This window comes from Serratia sp. LSHTC3 (genome assembly GCF_057197125.1).
The window spans coordinates 383,124-401,315 of sequence record NZ_JBXUNP010000001.1; the positions used below are offsets into that span (position 1 = coordinate 383,124).

Below are 18,192 nucleotides of genomic sequence, written 5' to 3' on the forward strand. Positions count from 1 at the left end.
CAGCACGCACGGCGTTTCTGTATAGCGTTACTTTGTCAACAACAGCGGTGCAATATGCAAGTTTTGATTATGCGTCACGGAGAGGCGGCGCTCGAGGCAGCCAGCGATGCGGTAAGGCCCCTTACCCTGTGCGGCCGCGACGAGTCCCGTCAGATGGCGGCCTGGTTGAACACCAAGTCTGTGGATATTGAACGCGTGCTGGTCAGCCCCTATCTGCGGGCCGAACAGACGCTGGCGACGGTGCGTGAAGCCTTGACGCTGCCGGAGGGCGAAGAAGTGCTGCCCGAGCTGACGCCGGGCGGCAACGCCGAACAGGTCGGCAGCTATCTGCAGGCGCTGGCGATGCAAGGGGTGAGCTCGGTGCTGATCGTGTCGCACCTGCCGCTGGTGGGGTATCTGGTGGCGGAACTGTGTCCGGGCGAGTGCCCGCCGATGTTCGCGACCTCGGCGATCGCCAACGTCGATCTGCCGGCGGACGGCAGCTACGGCAAGTTTGAATGGCAGGTCAGCCCATCGCAGGTGATGGCCAAAGTGTGAACCGCGGATGCGGTGCGGAATAAACTCAGGGCGATGTCTGACATCGCCCTGAGTCGTTTCTGAGGGGGGCTACTCGGCCAGCTCCACCAGCAGCAGGATGGCGGCGTTGCCACCCCATTCCTTCGGCGCCTGGTGGAACGCCAGCACGTCGGGGTGCTGCGCCAGCCACAGCGGCGTTTGCTGCTTGAGGATATGCTTGCCGTGCCCGTGCATCACACAGGCGCAGTGCACGTGCTCGCGTTTGCAGGCGGCGATCAGCGCCCCCAGCTCCTGCTTGGCCTGCAGCTGGGTCAGGCCGTGCAAATCGAGAAACAGCTCCGGCGAGTAATCGCCGCGCCGCAGCTTCTTCAGCTCATACGGGCTGCTGCCGGGGCGCACGTAGCGCGTCGGGCCTTCCTCTTCCAGCTGCGGCTGGTATTCATCTGAAAAATAATAGCTGGCATCGACCTGCTCCTGCAGCAATCGCTGCGGCGCAATCTGTTTGACCTTGGGCTTCGGCGGGCGGTGGACGATGGTGTCCTGGCGCAGCTTTTTCGCGCCCGCCACCGACTCTCTGAAGAGCTGTTGTTCGTCTTTGCTCAGAGGGGGCTTGTTCTTCATGCTTCATTCACCGGAAATCGTTTATTTCGCTAGTTTACCTTGTGAATGAGCGCTGTCGACGCAAAACTCGGGCCAGAGTGAAAAGCGCGAGGGGCAAGCGTGATTTGTCGCGGGCTTCATGGCAAACTATGCGGCTAAATCATGAAACACAGCGCCTGCCGGAGGGCAAATTGGACAAAATTTTCGTCGACGAAGCAGTGAACGAACTGCACACCATTCAAGATATGCTGCGCTGGACGGTAAGCCGCTTCAACGCCGCCAATATCTATTATGGTCACGGAACCGATAATCCGTGGGACGAAGCGGTGCAATTGGTGCTGCCAAGCCTGTTCCTGCCGTTGGACATTCCGGAGGACATGCACACCGCCCGTCTGACTTCCAGCGAGCGCCATCGCATCGTTGAGCGCGTGATCCGCCGCGTCAACGAACGCATCCCGGTCGCCTATCTGACCAACAAGGCCTGGTTCTGCGGCATGGAATTTTACGTCGACGAGCGCGTGCTGGTGCCGCGTTCACCGATCGGCGAGCTGATCAACGATCGTTTCAGCGCGCTGATCCCGCACCCGCCGCGCCATATCCTCGACATGTGCACCGGCAGCGGCTGCATCGCCATCGCCTGCGGCTACGCTTTCCCGGAAGCGGAAGTGGACGCGGTGGACATCTCCAGCGAAGTGCTGGCGGTAACCGAGCGCAATATTCAGGCGCACGGCGTCGAACATCAGGTGATCCCGATCCGTTCCGATCTGTTCCGCGACGTTCCCGCGATCCAGTACGATCTGATCGTCACCAACCCGCCTTACGTCGATGCGGAAGACATGTCGGATCTGCCGCAGGAGTTCCGCTTTGAGCCGGAACTGGGGCTGGCGGCGGGCAGCGACGGCCTGAAGCTGGTGCGCCGCATCCTGGCGTGCGCGCCGGACTACCTGACCGACGACGGCGTGCTGATTTGTGAAGTGGGCAACAGCATGGTACATCTGATGGAACAATATCCGGACATCCCGTTCACCTGGCTGGAATTCGAAAACGGCGGCGACGGCGTGTTCATGCTGACCAAGCAGCAGCTGGTGGATTGCAAGGATCACTTCAGCCTCTATCGCAGCTAAGCCGCATTTCCAAGGCCCGCATGGCGGGCCGCATAACGATAAAAGACTAACGGTAAGGAGCCGTGATGGCAGGAAACAGTATTGGGCAGATTTTCCGCGTCACCACCTTCGGTGAATCTCACGGGGTGGCGCTGGGTTGTATCGTCGACGGCGTGCCGCCCGGCATCCCGCTCACCGAAGCCGATTTGCAACACGATCTGGACCGCCGTCGTCCGGGCACCTCGCGTTACACCACCCAGCGCCGTGAACCGGATCAGGTGCGCATTCTCTCCGGCGTATTCGAAGGCGTGACCACCGGCACCAGCATCGGTCTGATCATTGAAAACACCGATCAGCGCTCGCAAGACTACAGCGCCATCAAAGACGTGTTCCGTCCAGGGCATGCCGACTACACCTACGAACAGAAATACGGTCTGCGCGACTATCGCGGCGGCGGCCGCTCTTCGGCGCGTGAAACCGCCATGCGCGTCGCGGCGGGTGCTATCGCCAAGAAATACCTGCAGCAGAAGTTCGGCGTGCAGGTGCGCGGCTATCTGGCGCAGATCGGCGACGTGACCTGCGAGCTGAAAGACTGGGATCAGGTCGAACAGAACCCGTTCTTCTGCCCGGATCCGGACAAGCTGGAAGCGCTGGACGAACTGATGCGCGCGCTGAAAAAAGAGGGTGACTCCATCGGCGCCAAGGTCAGCGTGATTGCTGAAAACGTGCCGGTTGGCCTGGGTGAGCCGGTGTTTGACCGCCTCGATGCCGATCTGGCGCACGCGCTGATGAGCATCAACGCGGTGAAAGGCGTGGAGATCGGCGACGGGTTCGCCGTGGTGACCAAACGCGGCAGCGAAAACCGCGATGAAATCACCCCGGAAGGCTTCCAGAGCAACCATGCCGGCGGCATTCTCGGCGGCATCAGCAGCGGCCAACCGGTGATCGCGCATCTGGCGCTGAAGCCGACCTCCAGCATTATGGTGCCGGGGCGCACCATCAATCGCCAGGGCGAAGCGGTGGAAATGGTCACCCGTGGTCGCCACGATCCGTGCGTGGGCATCCGCGCCGTGCCGATCGCCGAAGCGATGATGGCGATCGTGTTGATGGATCACCTGCTGCGCCAGCGCGCGCAAAACGGTGATGTGGTTTCCGACGTACCGCGCTGGTAATCGCCATGAAAAACTGGATGTTGGGCCTGGTGGCCCTGACGGCCTCCGCTTCCGCCATGGCGCTGACGCCGTGGCAGAAAATCGATCATCCGGTGGCCGGCGCGCCGCAGGCGGTGGGCGGTTTCGCCAACGGCTGCGTCATCGGCGCGCAGCCGTTGCCGCTGAACTCACCGAACTACCAGGTGATGCGTACCGACCAGCGCCGCTATTTCGGCCATCCGGATCTGCTGGCGTTCATACAGCGCCTCAGCAGCAAAGCGAACCAGAAAGCGCTGGGCACGGTGCTGATCGGCGATATGGCGATGCCGGCCGGCGGGCGCTTCAGCAGCGGCCACGCCAGCCACCAGTCTGGGCTCGACGTCGACATCTGGCTGCAGCTGCCGCGCCAACGCTGGAGCGCGCAGCAATTGCTCAAGCCGCAGCCGATCGACCTGGTGTCGGGCGACGGCAAGCAGGTGGTGGCGAGCCAATGGCAACCGCAAATTGAGTCGCTGATCAAGCTGGCGGCGCAGGATGCGGAGGTGACGCGCATCTTCGTCAACCCGGCGATCAAGCAGCGTCTGTGTCTGGACGCCGGCGCCGATCGCGCCTGGTTGCACAAGGTGCGGCCGTGGTTCGGCCACCGTGCGCACATGCACGTGCGCCTGCGTTGCCCGGCCGGCAGCCTGGAGTGCCAGGAGCAGGATACGCCGCCGCCGGGCGATGGCTGCGGCGCCGAACTGGCGAGTTGGTTCGTGCCGCATCAGCCGAACGCGAAGCCGGGCAAACCCGTGCCGCCGCCGTTACCGCCTACCTGTCAGGCATTGCTGGATCACCATTTCTCAGCGGAATAACTCATGGACTGGTTCGTCATTGGCCCCGAGATGCTCGGGGTGTTGTTTGCGGTAGCGCTGCTGGCGGGGTTTATCGACTCCATCGCCGGCGGCGGCGGATTACTGACGGTGCCGGCCCTGCTGGCAGTGGGGGTTCCTCCGGCGCAGGCGCTGGCGACCAATAAGCTGCAGTCAGTCGGCGGCTCCTTCTCCGCCAGTCTGTACTTCATTCGTCGGCGAGCGGTGAACCTCAACGACCAGAAGCTGACGATTTTTCTGACGCTGATCGGCTCGATCGCCGGCGCCATTCTGGTGCAGCATATGCGCGCCGATGTGCTGCGGCAGATGTTGCCGCTGCTGGTGATCGGCATCGGTCTCTACTTCCTGCTGATGCCGCGCCTGGGTGAGGAAGATCGTCAACGCCGCCTCGGCGCCTTGCCGTTCGGGCTGGTGGCCGGCGGCTGCGTCGGGTTTTACGACGGCTTCTTCGGCCCCGGCGCCGGCTCATTCTACGCGCTGGCCTATGTGACGCTGTGCGGTTTCAACCTCGCCAAGTCTACGGCGCACGCCAAAGTGCTGAACTTTACCTCCAACGTCGGCGGGTTGGCGCTGTTCATCATCGGCGGCAAGGTGGTGTGGAGCATCGGTCTGGTGATGCTGGTGGGGCAGGTGCTGGGGGCGCGTTTGGGCGCGCACATGGTGCTGACCCGCGGCCAGAAATTGATTCGGCCGATGATCGTGATCGTCTCGCTGGTGATGAGCCTCAAGCTGCTGTACGACAATCACGGCGCAGAGATTCAGCAGTGGCTGTCCGCCTTCTTGCACGGTTAAAGATGAAGAGGGTGCGCTGCTTACGCGCCCTGTCTTATCGGGTATAATGGCCTCTTTATTTTTGTGGTTATAGAATTTTTATGTCAGACACGCAGACCCGTCATCACTATGAGCAGTTGATCGCGATCTTCAATCGCTGCTTCAGCGATGACTACAACACCCGCCTGGTGAAGGGCGACGACGAACCGATCTACCTGCCGGCTGACGACGAACTGCCGTATCACCGCATCGTGTTCGCCCACGGTTTCTACGCCAGCGGCCTGCACGAAATTTCGCACTGGTGCATCGCCGGTGAAGCGCGCCGCCAATTGGTGGACTTTGGTTATTGGTATTGCCCGGACGGGCGCGACGCGCAGACCCAGAGCGAATTCGAAGCCGTGGAGATCAAACCGCAGGCACTGGAATGGATGTTCTGCGTGGCGGCCGGTTTCCCGTTCAACGTCAGCTGCGACAACCTGAACGGCGACTGCGAGCCGGATCGCATTGCGTTCCAACGCAAGGTGCGCGCCCGGGTATTGACGCTGCTGGAGCAGGGAATACCCACAAGGCCTGCGCGCTTTATTCAGGCGCTGCAATCGTTCTACAATACGCCACCGTTGGCGGCCGAGCATTTTCCGTATCCGGAAGATCTCAACTGACGCCACAGCCCGTTATTTAATGAGGAAATTTGATGATCGCAGAATTTGAAGCGCGCATTTTGGCGCTGATTGATGACATGGTAGAGCACGCCAGCGATGATGAACTGTTTGCCGGTGGCTACCTGCGCGGTCATCTGACGCTGGCGGTGGCCGAAGCGGAAGAGCAGGGCGAACACACCGCCGCAGCGCTGAAAGCGCGGGTGGAGGAGAGCCTGCACAAAGCGATCGCCGCCGGGGAACTCTCGCCGCCGGATCAGATCCTGGTGCGCGGCATGTGGGAAAACCTCTATCAGGCTGCAACCCCTGCCGCCTGATCGTCATGCCGGGGCGCGTCGCCGCGCCCCTCAAGGTTGATTAAACCGCACGGCCTTTCAGCAATTTCCGCACCCACATCCGATTCGGATTCAACGCCGCCAGCAGACGCGCGTCGCCCGGTAACGGCTCGCCGAACAGCTGCGCCGCCAGAATTTCCGCCGCCAACGGCGCCGAACATAGCCCGCGCGATCCCAACCCACCGATAGCGAACAGGCCGGGATAGACCGGCGCATCGGCGACGGTTTCGCCGCGCTGGTTCTGCCGCTGCAAATCCTGATACTGCGTCAACGTGGCCTGATAGTCCGGCAGCGCGCCGACCATCGGCAAATGATCGCGGGTGGCGCTGCGCACGCCGCAGCGCGCCTGATGAGCGCTGACGTCCACCTGCTGCGGCCAGGCCTGCTCCGGCAGACAGCGCAGCAGACGCTCGCGGTTCTCTTGCTGTTCCTGCTCGCGGTAGTCGGTGGCGGTGTCGCCGCGCTGATAGCTGGCGCCGATGCAGTGCTGGCCGTTGTTGGCGTTGGCCGGCGTCAGGTAGCCGTCGTAGCACAAGACCTGTTTCAATTGACCGAGGGCCGGCGAGCTTGGGATATGCGACACCTGCCCGCGTACCGAATACAGCGGCAGGGCTTCCGTCGGCGCCAGTTCGGCCAACCGGTGGCCATTGGCCAGGATCACCGTCGCATGGCGCCGGCTGTCGCCGTGGGCGAAATCGATGCGCCAGCCGTTTTCTTCCTGCGTCAGCCTCTGTGCATCGTGCCGGTAGTGGCAGACCAAGCCCTGACGCTGCGCCAGCGCGATAGCGCCGCGCGTCAGCTCGGCCGGGCACAGCCAGCCGCCTAGCGGGTAGGTGATGCCGCCAAAGCCGGTATCGACGCCGCACCGATCGCTGAGAGTCTCGCGGTCGGCCGCCGTCGCCAAGGCCTGCGGCCAGTCGGTTTTCAGCATATTGGCGATCTTGGCGCCGCTCTTTTCGTCATAGGCCAACTGGCTGACGCCGCACCACTGGTGATCAAAGGCGACGCCTTGTTGCAACAGCGCGTCGTACTGGCGACGGGCGAAGGGAAACGCGGCGCTGAAGAAACTCTCCAACACGTCGCCGCTGCCGTTCAGCAAAGGATAAATCGCGCCCTGGCGGTTGCCGGATGCCCCCTCCGCCGCCTGTTCGTCGGCGCAGTACAGCGTGACGGTGGCGCCGCGCCGCAGCAGGGCCAGCGCAGTGAGCGCGCTGGCGACGCCGCCGCCGATCAGGGCGACGTCGGCGGTGTTGTCCGCCGCCGGGCGTCGATACCAGGGCGCCGGATGTGCGGCGGGCTGCGCATCGGCCGGGAGTTCGCCGGCGAGCATCTCACGCTTTTGGCCGAAGCCTTTGCAGCGGTTGACCTGAAAACCGGCCTGTTGCAAGCCGCGACGCACGAAGCCGGCGGCGGTAAAGGTGGCGAAGCTGCCTCCCGGCCGGGCGAAACGCGCCATGGCGACGAACAGTTGATCGGTCCACATGTCGGGATTTTTTGCCGGTGCGAAGCCGTCAAGGAACCAGGCATCCACCTGGTTATTCATGCTGGCGTCAAACTGCGGCAGCAGATCGTTGACGTCGCCGAACCACAGATCGAGCGTAATGCGGCCTTCGGCCAACAGCAGGCGATGGCACCCCGGCAACGGCAGCGGCCATTGGGCGCGCAGTTCGTCGGCGTAAGGGGCCAGCTCCGGCCAGCGCGCATGCGCCGCCGCCAGGTCAGCCTGCTGCAGGGGAAATTTTTCGAAGCTGATAAAGTGCAGGCGCTGCAGCGTCGCGTCCGGCTCGGCCTGGCGGAAGCCGGCGAAGGCCTGCCACAGCGTGAGGAAATTGAGCCCGGTGCCGAACCCGGTTTCCGCCACGACAAACAGCGAGCGCGGGTGGGCGGCGAAACGCTGCGGCAGCCGATTGCCGTGCAGGAAGACGTAGCGGGTTTCTTCCAGCCCATCCTGATTGGAAAAATAGACGTCATCAAACTGTTTCGAAACAGGTGTACCCTGTTCGTTCCAGGTTAGCGTTGCGGTTTGGATGGGGGCGTGGTTCACGGTCAATGGCTCGAAATTCAAGGGATGCCGCGAATTCTAACGGCGCTGGCGCCCCGGCGCAAACTGGACGACAATAAAGCTAAAAAACGCTGATCGGACTTGTTCGGCTTACATCTGTACGCTAAAGTGCGATGCAAAATCCCGTAGGTTAATAGTGGAAGAGGTATTGAATGAAACGTGCAGTGATTACTGGCCTGGGAGTTGTCTCCAGCATTGGTAATAACCAGCAGGAGGTCCTGGCAAGCCTGCAGGAAGGACGTTCTGGGATCACTTTCTCCCAGGAGCTGAAAGATTCCGGCATGCGTAGTCACGTATGGGGGCAAGTTAAGCTCGACACTACCGGCCTGATCGACCGCAAGGCGGTGCGTTTCATGAGCGACGCTTCCATTTATGCCTTCCTGGCGATGCAAGAAGCGATCGCGTCTTCCGGCCTGAAGGAAGAAGAGTATCAAAACAACCCGCGCGTAGGCCTGATCGCCGGTTCCGGCGGCGGTTCTCCGCGCTTCCAGGTGTTCGGCGCCGATGCGATGCGCAGCCCGCGCGGCCTGAAAGCGGTTGGCCCGTACGTGGTGACCAAGGCCATGGCTTCCGGCGTTTCCGCCTGCCTGGCGACGCCATTCAAAATCCACGGCGTGAACTACTCCATCAGCTCCGCTTGCGCGACCTCCGCACACTGCATCGGTAACGCGGTTGAGCAAATCCAGCTGGGCAAACAGGACATCGTGTTCGCCGGCGGCGGCGAAGAGCTGTGCTGGGAAATGGCCTGCGAGTTCGATGCGATGGGCGCGCTGTCCACCAAGTACAACGACACGCCGGAAAAAGCCTCTCGCACCTACGACGCCGATCGTGACGGTTTCGTCATCGCCGGCGGCGGCGGCATGGTGGTGGTTGAAGAACTGGAGCACGCGCTGGCGCGCGGCGCACATATCTACGCAGAAATCGTTGGCTACGGCGCAACGTCTGACGGCGCCGACATGGTTGCACCTTCGGGCGAAGGCGCAGTGCGCTGCATGAAGATGGCGATGCAGGATCTGGACGCGCCGATCGACTACATCAACGTGCACGGCACCTCCACACCGGTGGGCGACGTGAAAGAGCTGGGCGCCATTCGCGAAGTGTTCGGCGACAATACCCCGGCCATCTCCTCCACCAAGGCGATGACCGGCCACTCGCTGGGCGCCGCGGGCGTGCAGGAAGCGATCTACAGCCTGTTGATGCTGGAGCACGGCTTTATCGCACCGAGCATCAACATCGAAACCCTGGATGAACAGGCGGTCGGCATGAACATCGTGACTCAGCCGACTCAGCGCGAGCTGACCACCGTGATGTCCAACAGCTTCGGCTTCGGCGGCACCAACGCCACCCTGGTGATGCGCAAACTGGCGAAATAATTCCGCCTGAGCTTCACCTCGCCATCAAGCCCGCGTTTTCGCGGGCTTTTTACTGCCCTAAGCCCATTTGACGGGCGCTCGGAGTTTTCCCAAATCACATCCCCTGACACATCATTACCTCGCCATTACACGCGTTGGGCATACAATAGCCTGGTAGCATGATTATCGCTCGGCGTAGCTTTCTAAAGTGATCGAACATTGAGGCAAGAAGTATGAAAAAGTTAATTGCGGTTGGGTTACTGTCGGCCGTGTTGGCCGGATGCGCCACCGATTCTCCCTGCGTGCCGGTCTATGATGACCAGGGGCGTCTGGTGCACACCAACACCTGCATGAAGGGCACCACTCAGGATAACTGGGAAACCGCGGGCGCGATCGCCGGCGGCGCGGCGGCGGTTGCCGGTCTGACCCTCGGCATCATCGCGCTGACCAAGTGATCGGCGCGGAACAGGACCAAGCCCGGCCATTGCGTGCCGGGCTTTTTTTATCTCACTGCACCAAAAACGCTTTGAACTGCGGCGTCATCACGGCGCTGAAACCGTCGTCGGTTTTACTGATCAGGTAGACCGCCAGCCCTTTCTCTTCTGCGAGCTGCAACGCTTTCTCCGGGCCCAGCACCATCAAACCGGTATCCCAGCCGTCGGCCTCGAGCGCGGTCGGGGCGATCACCGTGGCGGAAACCAGCCGGTGGTTGATTGGCCTGCCGGTGGTCGGATCGATGACATGGGAGTAACGCTGGCCGTTTTGTTCAAAGTAGTTGCGGTAGCTGCCGGCGGTGCTGATGCCGTAACCGTGCAGATCCACCAGCGCCTGTACCGCATTTTCACGGTCGGTCGGCTTTTGGATCGCCACCCGCCAGGGCTTGCCCTGGCCGTTGACGCCGCGTGAAGAGACCGCGCCGCCTACCGATACCAGGTAGTTGGTAATGCCGTGACGGTTCATCAGGCGCACCAGCTCATCGGCGCCATAGCCTTCGCCCAGCGTCGAGAGATCGACATACATGCCCGGCAGATCTTTTTGCAGCCACTCCCCGCGGTTGTCGCTGATCAGCTTCAGGTGCTGCAGGCCGGTGCGCTGCTTTGCCGCGTCGATCTGCGCCTGTTCCGGCACCTTGACCGGATGCTTGTCTGGGCCGAACCCCCACAGGTTCACCAGCGGGCCGACGGTGATGTCCATGGCGCCGCCGGTATCGCGGCCGATGCGTTGGGCCATCAACACGATGTCCGCCATGCCGCGCGGGATAGGCTGCGGTTCGAGGCTAACATTGCGGTTAAACCTCGACAGCACCGAATCGGCGCGGTAGGTCGAGATGTCGTCGTTGGCCCGTTCGAGCACCGTGTCGATCTGCCGCTGCAATTCTTGTTTGCCGATCGCGACGTCACCGCTGACTTTTACGCTGTAGAAAGTGCCCATGGTTTTGCCGTCAATATCGATTTGCGGGCGGGAGGAGGCGTCGTCGCAGGCGGCGAGCAGGGCGCATAAGGCGCTCAACAGCGCTCCTTTGGCGAACAGGGAAGCCATAACATGTCCTTTGAAACCGTGAAAGCCGCTACAAATAAAGTAATGCGCGGCAAATGGAAAGCGGATAAAGGTAAAATAGCATTTTGCTGGCGCTGAAGCCGCGTCTGAGCTAACGTCTGCCCATTCTTTTCGGTGAGGTTCACACTGCCGCTATGAGTTCAACCGCCATTTCCCGGCTCATCCATCCCTTTGCCAAAGACCGTTTCTTGCATGCATTGCTGCTGGCCGGCGTGGCGATGTTCGCCTTTCATCCGCAGCCGCTGGCAGCGCTGGGTGGTTTTATCGACGGCCGTACCCTCATCACCCTGTTGGGGCTGATGCTGCTGACCAAAGGGGTGGAGGTCAGCGGCTACTTCGATTTTGTCGGCCGCAAGATTATCAACCGCTTGCACAGCGAACGGCGGCTGGCGCTGTTCCTGGTGTTCTCCGCCGCGCTGTTGTCGTCATTTCTGACTAACGACGTAGCGCTGTTTATCGTCATACCGCTCACCATCACGCTGAAAAAGCTGTCGGCGCTGCCGGTTGGCCGCCTGATCATCTTCCAGGCGCTGGCGGTGAACGCCGGTTCGCTGCTGACGCCGATCGGCAACCCGCAAAATATCCTGCTGTGGAGCCGCTCCGGCCTCTCTTTCCTCGGCTTCATCGGCCAGATGGCGCCGTTTGGCGCCGCAATGATGTTGAGCCTGCTGGCGCTGACCTGGTTCAGCTTCCCGGCGCGCGACATCGTGAAAACGCCGAATACCGAGGGCTATCCCTACCAGCGGCCGCTGTTGCTGAGCTGTGTAGGGCTGTATGCGGTTTTCCTGCTGTGTCTCGATTTCGATCTGCCGTTGTATGGGCTGCTGGCGGTGTTCGCCGGTTTCTTGCTGCTGGCGCGCCGAGTGCTGTTGCAGATCGACTGGAGCCTGATTTTCGTGTTCGCCGCCATGTTCATCGATGTCGGCCTGTTTACCCGCCTGCCGCCGCTTCAGCCGGCGTTCGCCGCCATCGCCGGGCTGAGCGAGGGGAGCGTGTATGCGTTGGGCGTCGGGCTGTCGCAGATCGTCAGCAACGTGCCGGCCACCATACTGTTGCTCAACTATGTGCCCTCCAGCGCTCAGCTGGCCTATGCGGTCAACGCCGGCGGCTTCGGGTTGGCGATCGGATCGCTCGCCAACCTGATTGCGTTGCGCATGGCGGGGGAGCGCAAGATCTGGTTGCGCTTCCACTATTATTCGCTGCCGCTGTTGGCATGGGCCGCGTTGCTCGGCTGGGTGATGAGCTAAGCCGGTTGGCCGCTTTGCCGCGCGGCCAGCAGGCAAATGCTGCGGGTCACCTGATAGGATTTCACGAAGGCGCTGACGGGTAAAAACTCGAAGCGCGAGTGGAAGTTATGCGCGCCGGTGAAGTAATTGGGCGTCAGGATGCCGCGGTTGGAGAGCGCCGCGCCGTCGGTGCCGCCGCGCATCGGGATCACCTTCGGCGGGATGCCGTGGGCGGCGAGGGCGCCGAAGATCAGATCGATAGCGCGCCGGTCCTCGCCGATGGCGTTGCTGATGTTGCTGTAGATGTCGCTGACGCTGCAGCTGACGTTGGCGCGCGGATAGTTGGCCGCCACCTGGCGCACCGTCTCCTCAAGGCGGGCCTTGCGCGCCTCGAACGCCGCGCGATCGAAGTCGCGAATCGACACCTTCAGCGTCGCCTGATTGGCGTTGGCGGCCAGATCGGTGAACCAGAAATAACCCTCGCGCCCCTCGGTGTGCTCTGGGGTATCCTGCACGTCGAATCGATTGATGATGTCGTTGGCGATGCGTATCGGGTTGATTAATACGTTTTTCGCCGACATCGGGTGGGCGGTCACCCCCTCGATGCGGATCTCCGCCGCCGCCGCGTTGAAATTCTCGTACACCACTTCACCCAGTTCGCAGCAGTCGATGGTGTAGGCGAAATCGACGGGGAAACGCTGCAGATCCAGCGCTTTGGCGCCGCGCAGGCCGATCTCTTCGTCCGGCACGAACGCCACCACGATATCGCCGTGGCGATCGGCTGCGGTCAGGTTGGCCAGCAGCGTCATCACCACGGTGACCGCCGCCTTATTGTCGGCGCCCAGCACGCTGGTGCCGTCGCTGAACAGGATCTCTTCGTTTCGGTAGGGCAGGATCTCCGGATGCTCGGCGGTACGCAGCCAGATGCCTTGCTCGGCGTTCAGGCATAAATCTTCGCCGGTGAAGCGCAGGCGCTGCGGGCGAATCTCGGGCGACAGGCCGACGTCCACGGTGTCGATATGCGTGATGAAGCCGATGCGCGGCGCGCCGGGTTGGGTGCCGGGCTTGCGGGCGGTGACGGTGGCGTGCTCGTCGATCTGCACGTCGGCCAGGCCGAGCCGGCGCAGCTCGTCGGCCAACAGTTGCGCCATCTCATGCTGCCCCGGCGTGCTGGGCAGGGTGGCTGCGGCGGCGTTGCTCTGGCTGGTCACCGCCAGATAGCGGAAGAAACGTTCGGTAAGCTGTTCGGCAATCGGGCTGGTCATCGGAACTCCTCGCGGTTGGCAATCTACCGGTTTTAAAACGAAATCAGCCGTTTGTCCAACGGTGCAATGCGTAAACCGCCAGAATGCGAAGCATCGCGCAGAAACGAAAAATAGCGGTGCAACTAGGAAATAGTCGCAGGTTTCTGCGGCAAAATCGGTGTTAGCTGTGGGCCAGGAAGCGCCCACATAACACTTATCTGTCCCTCAAGGAGAATTCATGCACACCGGTCACGCTCTGCTTATCACCTTACTGTCCCTGGGCATCTCTCACAGCGCCTGGTCGTCTGCCGATACCGGGCACGCCAACAGCAACGCCAACAGCCGCGAAGTGGCCAGCGCGTTGGGCGGCCTGAAGAACAAAACCTACGAACTGGAGCAGGCGCCGAAGATCCGCGTCGCCAGCTTCAATATCGCCGCCGGCAAGGTCAGCGACATGACCGCCATCGCCAAGGCGATTCGCGCGATGAATGTCGACGTGGTGGCGCTGCAGGAGGTGGATAAACTCACCGCCCGCAGCGGGCGGGTCGATCAGGCGGCGGAACTGGCGAAACTGACCGGCATGCAGGCGGTGTTCGGCCGGGCGATCGATTTCGACGGCGGTGAATACGGCCTGGCGTTTCTGTCGAAGTATCCGCTGCACGATGCCGTGATCTATCCGCTGCCGTCCGGCCAGCGCGAACAGCGCATCGCCTTCAGCGCCAAGGTTGATGTGCCGGAGTTCCCGACGCCGATCACCCTGTTCAACACCCACCTCGATACCAAGGAAGATCCGACGATGCGTCTGGATCAGGTACGGGAGCTGAACGATCGCACCATCGAAGTGCGCGGCATCAAGCTGCTGTTCGGCGATATGAACGATGTGCCGGGCAGCGTCACCTGGCTGGAGCTGAGCCGCTATTGGAACGATATCATGCCCAACGGGCAGGACGGCCGCAGCTGGCCGGCGGAAAACGCCGAGATCAAGGTGGATTACATCTTCACCGGCAACGCGCAGCGCTGGCATCTTGACAGCCTGACGGTGCCGAACGCCAGCGGCGACTGGAACGGCGTGCATTGGCCGGCGGTGAGCGACCACCTGCCGCTGGTGGCGGAGATGCGCCTGACCGAACAATAAGCCGATCGGCGTCCCATTGGGGCCAGGCTAAGCCACGGTGATCCGCGCCAGCCGCTCGACGGCGCAGCGGATCTCGCCCGGCGTCAGGGCCGAAAAGCCCAGCAGCCACCCGTCGCGCTGCGCCTGAACCGTTTGGTATTGCGCTGTTAACCCGGGCGTAAGGATGCCGAGCCGCCGCGCCTGCCGGCTGAGCGCCGCCTCCTGGCCGGGCGGCAGCCAGACGCTGAGCTGCAGGCCGCCGGCGGCGGGAGCGGGGGTGGCGAAGTGGTCGAGTTTTTCGCGTACTGCCGCCAGCAACACATCGCGCCGGCTATGGTAGAGTTGGCGCATGTAGCGGATATGCGCGGCGAAGTGCCCCTGGCGGATGAATTCGGCGGTGACCGCCTGCATCAGCTGCGCGCTGTGGCCGTCATACACCGTGCGTGCGGTGACGAACGCTTCAACCAGCGTGGGCGGTACGATCAGGTACGCCAACCGCAGCGAAGGGAACAGTGATTTGGAGAAGGTGCCGAGGTACAGCACCCGGCCACGGCGATCCAGACCCTGCATCGCCGGTATCGGCAGGCCGTCGTAATGAAACTCGCTGTCGTAATCGTCCTCAATGATCCAGGCCTGCTGCTTTTCCGCCAGCGTCAGCAGTGCCAAGCGGCGCGCCAGGCTGAGCGCTGCGCCGGTTGGGTATTGGTGCGAGGGCGTCAAATAAATCAAACGCGGCTCGGGCAAGGAGGGCTCAGCGCGCAGGCCGTCGCCGTCTACCGCCACCGGCGTCAGGGCGGCGCCGGCGCTGATAAAGGCGTTTCTCGCCCCGGCGTAACCCGGTTCTTCCATCCAGACGCTGTCGCCGCTGTCCAGCAGCAACGTGGCGATCAGCTGCAGCGCCTGCTGTGAACTGGTCAGCACGATAACCTGGTTTGCATCGCAGATTACGCCGCGCGTTTGGTTGACGTGGGCGGCAATCGCTTCACGCAGCGGCAAATAGCCCTGCGGGTCGCCGTAGCGCAGCAGGCTTTCTCCCTGTAGCCGCAGGCGCTGTGCGGTCAGTTGCTTCCACAAGGCTAGCGGAAACGCGCGCAGATCCGGCGAGCCGGCGGCAAACGCCTGTGGCTGCTGCGGATCGCGGCAGCCGCCGGTTTGCACGATCTGTTGGCCGCGTTGCGAAAGGCGCGGCATGGCGGTGCGAGGCGGCGGCGGCGGCGATTTGGCGATGCGGATAGCCACAAATGTGCCCTGGCCGACGCGGCGCTGCAAATACCCCTCCGCCTCCAACTGGCCGTACGCTGCTTCGACGGTCACCCTTGAGAGTTTCAGATCCCCAGCCAGCACTCGGCTGGAGGGCAGGCGTTGCCCAATGTTCAATGCGCCGTGGTGGATGGCCTGCCGCAATGCTGCACAAAGACGTTCGCGCAGCGTGCCGACGGCCTGGGGCGATTGCTGAAACAGCGTGATCAGCGTGTGCCGCATAATGGGTCTTATCATCTGTGGATAATGGGTATCAATCATAAGACCAAAATGGGGCACTATTGTCATCTGTCTTGATGCACGGGAGTAAGTGATATGTCGAAAGAATCATTGGTGCTGGCTTTTCCGCCGGCGGCGCCGGAAGAAAGCCTGGCCTATCTGGCGGCTAAACTGAGCCGCTATGCGGATGCCTGGGATGTGGCGGAAGATCTGCGCAATGGCGTGGACGGGATGGTGGTGATCGACACCCGCGCGCAGGCGCTGTACGCCGCCGGGCATATCCCCGGTGCGCTCAGTTTGCCGCATCGCCTGATGGATGAAGCCGGCACGGCGCAGCTGGATCGCCGGAAAGTGTATGTGACCTACTGCGACGGCATTGGCTGCAACGGATCCACCAAAGGTGCTTACAAGCTGGCGAAACTGGGATTCAGGGTGAAGGAGCTGATCGGCGGGCTGGACTTCTGGCTGCGCGATGGCCATCCATTGGCCATCGGAGAACAGCCGGGATCGTTGCGCGATCGGGCGGCTGCTGAGGACTGCGGCTGCGCCTGAGGCGTTAAAACACCAGCGCCAGCACGATCGCCAACGCCAACAGCAGCAGGATCAGCGCTACGGCCGGCTTGCTCAGCGCTTTTTGCAGCGGCAGAGGCAAGGCGGCGATCAGCGGGTTGAGCAGCGGCTGCGGTTCGACAGGGTGGCTGGCGATCGGCTGCGCCTGGCCGGCTTTATCCAGACGGCGGGCAAACAGCTGATGAATGGCGTCGCTCATTTGCGGATGCGTCAGCGGCGCATTGGCGCCGCAGTTGAAGCGCGCCTGGCAATAGTCGTTCATCTGCTGCAGTTCTCGCTCGTCCGCCGGCTGCTTGAGCGCCGCCAACAGGTTGTTCAGCGTCGGCGCGTTCTGCGGGCTGAGCGCCACCTTCACCTGTAAAAACTGGTTCAGCAGCTGGAAGTGGCGCGCCGGCAGCGGATCGTTGGTTTTCACGCCCGCCAGATCGAACAGCGTTTGCCAGATTTTAGCCGGCGCTTCGCCGGTGGCGGCGCTGAGTTTGGTGATCTGCTGCTGCAGGCTTTGATGCTCTGCGGGCAGCAGCGGGCGATCGCTGGTGGCGGTTTGCTGCGGCTGGGGAATGGTCAGGCCGCCGGTTTGCAACAGATTAAGTACCTGTTGCAATTGCGGTGGGCTCAGTTGGCTCAACACCGTATGGCCGAACTGCTGACGAATAAAGTCGCTGACCGCCTGGCGGTTATTGCCCTGCGGCAGCAATTCGGCCAGCTGTTGCAGCAGTTGGCGCCCGGCATGGTTTTGCTGCGCCTGCGTCAGGCGCGTTTGCAGCAGCTGTTCCGCCGGTTGAAAATGGCGCGCCAGCAGTTCGCCGCCTTTGTCGGCGCCGAGATCGTGACGCAGAGACGCCCAGATCTCCGCCGATTTGACCGGGCTGAGCGTCATGATTTTCACGATCAGTTTTTCCAGCGTCGTGCGCTGCGCCGGAGAGAGGGGTTGATCGTCAGTGGCCGCCGTTTTGCCCGGGGAGGGGGGGCGTTCGCCGGCGATTGGGGTGCCCGGCCCACTCAAAGGTTGCATATCACCAGTCCTTCGCTGTGTATCCCCGCAGAATGCCTGGAGGAGAGAATCGTCATCGTACCCGGCGAAAAGCGCAGGCTTACCCACTATGATACCTGTAAATCGCCGCCATCAATACCGCCGCTCAGACATTTCTTTACCGACAAAACGTTGCTAATCGCGTCTGCGCCGCTAAGATAACCCCAGATCTGAACATGAGGATGGCATGGTTAAACGGCAGCGGATTGCAAAATGGTTTTTATGCCTGGCTTGCCTGGTGGTGCTGACGTGCATGACCCAGCGCATGGCGGGCCTGCATGCGCTGCAGCAAACGCTGGGGATCCCGGCCGCCACCGCCGTTCAATCCGGCGATGAGGCCGCCGAAGCGCAGCCGACGCCCTGTGAGCTGAGCGCCAAGTCATTGCTGGCCGCGCCGCCGGTGATGTTCGAAACCGTGCTGTTCGGGCTGGGTCTGCTGCTGGCGCTGTTGGCGCCGACCATCGCCGCGCGTCTGCGCATTCCTCCTCCTCGCGCCATTTCACCACCCACCCTCAGGGTGCACCTTCGATTATGCGTCTTCCGTGAATGAG

General features: G+C 62.3%; 19 protein-coding genes. 13 read left to right on the top strand and 6 right to left on the bottom strand.

Features of this window, described 5'->3' with window-relative positions:
• Window positions 1-54 precede the first annotated feature (54 nt).
• Window positions 55-537, top strand: a complete 483-nt coding sequence (gene sixA / locus AC2CGI_RS01865) for a phosphohistidine phosphatase SixA (protein ID WP_004936230.1) — start codon at window positions 55-57, stop codon at window positions 535-537.
• A gap of 69 nt (window positions 538-606) precedes the next feature.
• Here sixA and smrB read toward each other — a convergent pair whose 3' ends face one another.
• On the bottom strand, window positions 607-1,137 hold the full coding sequence (gene smrB / locus AC2CGI_RS01870; protein WP_004936226.1) for an endonuclease SmrB: 531 nt from the start codon (window positions 1,135-1,137) through the stop codon (window positions 607-609).
• 170 nt (window positions 1,138-1,307) lie between these two features.
• Between smrB and prmB the strand changes: the two genes are divergently transcribed.
• From prmB to AC2CGI_RS01900, 6 genes are all read left to right on the top strand, one after another.
• Complete coding sequence (prmB, locus tag AC2CGI_RS01875) at window positions 1,308-2,240, top strand: 50S ribosomal protein L3 N(5)-glutamine methyltransferase (RefSeq protein ID WP_025160157.1); 933 nt, start codon at window positions 1,308-1,310, stop codon at window positions 2,238-2,240.
• A 65-nt stretch (window positions 2,241-2,305) separates the two neighbouring features.
• Window positions 2,306-3,391, top strand: a complete 1,086-nt coding sequence (gene aroC, locus AC2CGI_RS01880) for a chorismate synthase (protein ID WP_004936219.1) — start codon at window positions 2,306-2,308, stop codon at window positions 3,389-3,391.
• A 5-nt stretch (window positions 3,392-3,396) separates the two neighbouring features.
• Window positions 3,397-4,224 (top strand): penicillin-insensitive murein endopeptidase, encoded by an 828-nt coding sequence (gene mepA / locus AC2CGI_RS01885; protein WP_076740577.1) that lies wholly within the window; start codon window positions 3,397-3,399, stop codon window positions 4,222-4,224.
• A gap of 3 nt (window positions 4,225-4,227) precedes the next feature.
• Window positions 4,228-5,034: a sulfite exporter TauE/SafE family protein gene (locus AC2CGI_RS01890; RefSeq protein WP_015378616.1), complete on the top strand. Its 807-nt coding sequence runs from the start codon at window positions 4,228-4,230 to the stop codon at window positions 5,032-5,034.
• 80 nt (window positions 5,035-5,114) lie between these two features.
• A complete protein-coding gene (locus AC2CGI_RS01895; protein WP_076740578.1) occupies window positions 5,115-5,672 on the top strand; it encodes an elongation factor P hydroxylase in 558 nt (185 codons plus the stop codon).
• A gap of 32 nt (window positions 5,673-5,704) precedes the next feature.
• Window positions 5,705-5,986 (top strand): YfcL family protein, encoded by a 282-nt coding sequence (locus AC2CGI_RS01900; protein ID WP_004936209.1) that lies wholly within the window; start codon window positions 5,705-5,707, stop codon window positions 5,984-5,986.
• 40 nt (window positions 5,987-6,026) lie between these two features.
• Here AC2CGI_RS01900 and mnmC read toward each other — a convergent pair whose 3' ends face one another.
• Window positions 6,027-8,048 (bottom strand): bifunctional tRNA (5-methylaminomethyl-2-thiouridine)(34)-methyltransferase MnmC2/FAD-dependent 5-carboxymethylaminomethyl-2-thiouridine(34) oxidoreductase MnmC1, encoded by a 2,022-nt coding sequence (gene mnmC / locus AC2CGI_RS01905; RefSeq protein ID WP_076740786.1) that lies wholly within the window; start codon window positions 8,046-8,048, stop codon window positions 6,027-6,029.
• Between the two features lie 170 nt (window positions 8,049-8,218).
• Here mnmC and fabB point away from each other — a divergent pair, with 170 nt between their 5' ends.
• Window positions 8,219-9,439, top strand: a complete 1,221-nt coding sequence (fabB, locus tag AC2CGI_RS01910; protein ID WP_004936203.1) for a beta-ketoacyl-ACP synthase I — start codon at window positions 8,219-8,221, stop codon at window positions 9,437-9,439.
• A gap of 212 nt (window positions 9,440-9,651) precedes the next feature.
• Window positions 9,652-9,873: a putative periplasmic lipoprotein gene (locus AC2CGI_RS01915; protein WP_004936201.1), complete on the top strand. Its 222-nt coding sequence runs from the start codon at window positions 9,652-9,654 to the stop codon at window positions 9,871-9,873.
• Window positions 9,874-9,925: 52 nt separating this feature from the next.
• Here AC2CGI_RS01915 and apbE read toward each other — a convergent pair whose 3' ends face one another.
• The gene (apbE, locus tag AC2CGI_RS01920) at window positions 9,926-10,957 is read right to left on the bottom strand and encodes an FAD:protein FMN transferase ApbE (RefSeq protein ID WP_060559994.1); all 1,032 of its coding nucleotides are present in this window, start codon (window positions 10,955-10,957) and stop codon (window positions 9,926-9,928) included.
• A 152-nt stretch (window positions 10,958-11,109) separates the two neighbouring features.
• Between apbE and AC2CGI_RS01925 the strand changes: the two genes are divergently transcribed.
• Entirely contained in the window at window positions 11,110-12,222 is a 1,113-nt protein-coding gene (locus tag AC2CGI_RS01925) for an SLC13 family permease (protein ID WP_060559993.1), read from the top strand.
• Here the strand turns inward: AC2CGI_RS01925 and pepT are convergent.
• On the bottom strand, window positions 12,219-13,466 hold the full coding sequence (pepT, locus tag AC2CGI_RS01930; RefSeq protein WP_075684721.1) for a peptidase T: 1,248 nt from the start codon (window positions 13,464-13,466) through the stop codon (window positions 12,219-12,221). The two genes, AC2CGI_RS01925 and pepT, sit on opposite strands and share 4 nt — an antisense overlap.
• Window positions 13,467-13,683: 217 nt before the next feature.
• Here pepT and AC2CGI_RS01935 point away from each other — a divergent pair, with 217 nt between their 5' ends.
• A complete protein-coding gene (locus AC2CGI_RS01935; RefSeq protein WP_015378611.1) occupies window positions 13,684-14,580 on the top strand; it encodes an endonuclease/exonuclease/phosphatase family protein in 897 nt (298 codons plus the stop codon).
• 27 nt (window positions 14,581-14,607) lie between these two features.
• Here AC2CGI_RS01935 and pdxR read toward each other — a convergent pair whose 3' ends face one another.
• On the bottom strand, window positions 14,608-16,041 hold the full coding sequence (pdxR, locus tag AC2CGI_RS01940) for a MocR-like pyridoxine biosynthesis transcription factor PdxR (protein ID WP_015378610.1): 1,434 nt from the start codon (window positions 16,039-16,041) through the stop codon (window positions 14,608-14,610).
• A gap of 93 nt (window positions 16,042-16,134) precedes the next feature.
• Here pdxR and AC2CGI_RS01945 point away from each other — a divergent pair, with 93 nt between their 5' ends.
• Window positions 16,135-16,590 carry a rhodanese-like domain-containing protein gene (locus AC2CGI_RS01945; protein ID WP_021505580.1) on the top strand — a complete coding sequence of 152 codons (456 nt, stop codon included), beginning with the start codon at window positions 16,135-16,137 and terminating at the stop codon, window positions 16,588-16,590.
• Window positions 16,591-16,594: 4 nt separating this feature from the next.
• On the opposite strand, the gene flk is transcribed toward AC2CGI_RS01945, so the two are convergent.
• Complete coding sequence (flk, locus tag AC2CGI_RS01950; RefSeq protein ID WP_044030780.1) at window positions 16,595-17,623, bottom strand: flagella biosynthesis regulator Flk; 1,029 nt, start codon at window positions 17,621-17,623, stop codon at window positions 16,595-16,597.
• Between the two features lie 205 nt (window positions 17,624-17,828).
• On the opposite strand from flk, the gene AC2CGI_RS01955 reads away from it, so the two are divergent.
• Window positions 17,829-18,191, top strand: a complete 363-nt coding sequence (locus tag AC2CGI_RS01955; protein ID WP_015378607.1) for a hypothetical protein — start codon at window positions 17,829-17,831, stop codon at window positions 18,189-18,191.
• Window position 18,192: the final 1 nt, after the last annotated feature.

Coding starts and splice junctions, on each gene's coding strand:
- sixA (WP_004936230.1), top strand. CDS start 55: ATGCAAGTTTTGATTATGCGTCACGGAGAGGCGGCGCTCGAGGCAGCC.
- smrB (WP_004936226.1), bottom strand. CDS start 1,137: ATGAAGAACAAGCCCCCTCTGAGCAAAGACGAACAACAGCTCTTCAGA.
- aroC (WP_004936219.1), top strand. CDS start 2,306: ATGGCAGGAAACAGTATTGGGCAGATTTTCCGCGTCACCACCTTCGGT.
- mepA (WP_076740577.1), top strand. CDS start 3,397: ATGAAAAACTGGATGTTGGGCCTGGTGGCCCTGACGGCCTCCGCTTCC.
- AC2CGI_RS01890 (WP_015378616.1), top strand. CDS start 4,228: ATGGACTGGTTCGTCATTGGCCCCGAGATGCTCGGGGTGTTGTTTGCG.
- AC2CGI_RS01895 (WP_076740578.1), top strand. CDS start 5,115: ATGTCAGACACGCAGACCCGTCATCACTATGAGCAGTTGATCGCGATC.
- AC2CGI_RS01900 (WP_004936209.1), top strand. CDS start 5,705: ATGATCGCAGAATTTGAAGCGCGCATTTTGGCGCTGATTGATGACATG.
- fabB (WP_004936203.1), top strand. CDS start 8,219: ATGAAACGTGCAGTGATTACTGGCCTGGGAGTTGTCTCCAGCATTGGT.
- AC2CGI_RS01915 (WP_004936201.1), top strand. CDS start 9,652: ATGAAAAAGTTAATTGCGGTTGGGTTACTGTCGGCCGTGTTGGCCGGA.
- apbE (WP_060559994.1), bottom strand. CDS start 10,957: ATGGCTTCCCTGTTCGCCAAAGGAGCGCTGTTGAGCGCCTTATGCGCC.
- AC2CGI_RS01925 (WP_060559993.1), top strand. CDS start 11,110: ATGAGTTCAACCGCCATTTCCCGGCTCATCCATCCCTTTGCCAAAGAC.
- pepT (WP_075684721.1), bottom strand. CDS start 13,466: ATGACCAGCCCGATTGCCGAACAGCTTACCGAACGTTTCTTCCGCTAT.
- AC2CGI_RS01935 (WP_015378611.1), top strand. CDS start 13,684: ATGCACACCGGTCACGCTCTGCTTATCACCTTACTGTCCCTGGGCATC.
- pdxR (WP_015378610.1), bottom strand. CDS start 16,041: ATGCGGCACACGCTGATCACGCTGTTTCAGCAATCGCCCCAGGCCGTC.
- AC2CGI_RS01945 (WP_021505580.1), top strand. CDS start 16,135: ATGTCGAAAGAATCATTGGTGCTGGCTTTTCCGCCGGCGGCGCCGGAA.
- flk (WP_044030780.1), bottom strand. CDS start 17,623: ATGCAACCTTTGAGTGGGCCGGGCACCCCAATCGCCGGCGAACGCCCC.
- AC2CGI_RS01955 (WP_015378607.1), top strand. CDS start 17,829: ATGGTTAAACGGCAGCGGATTGCAAAATGGTTTTTATGCCTGGCTTGC.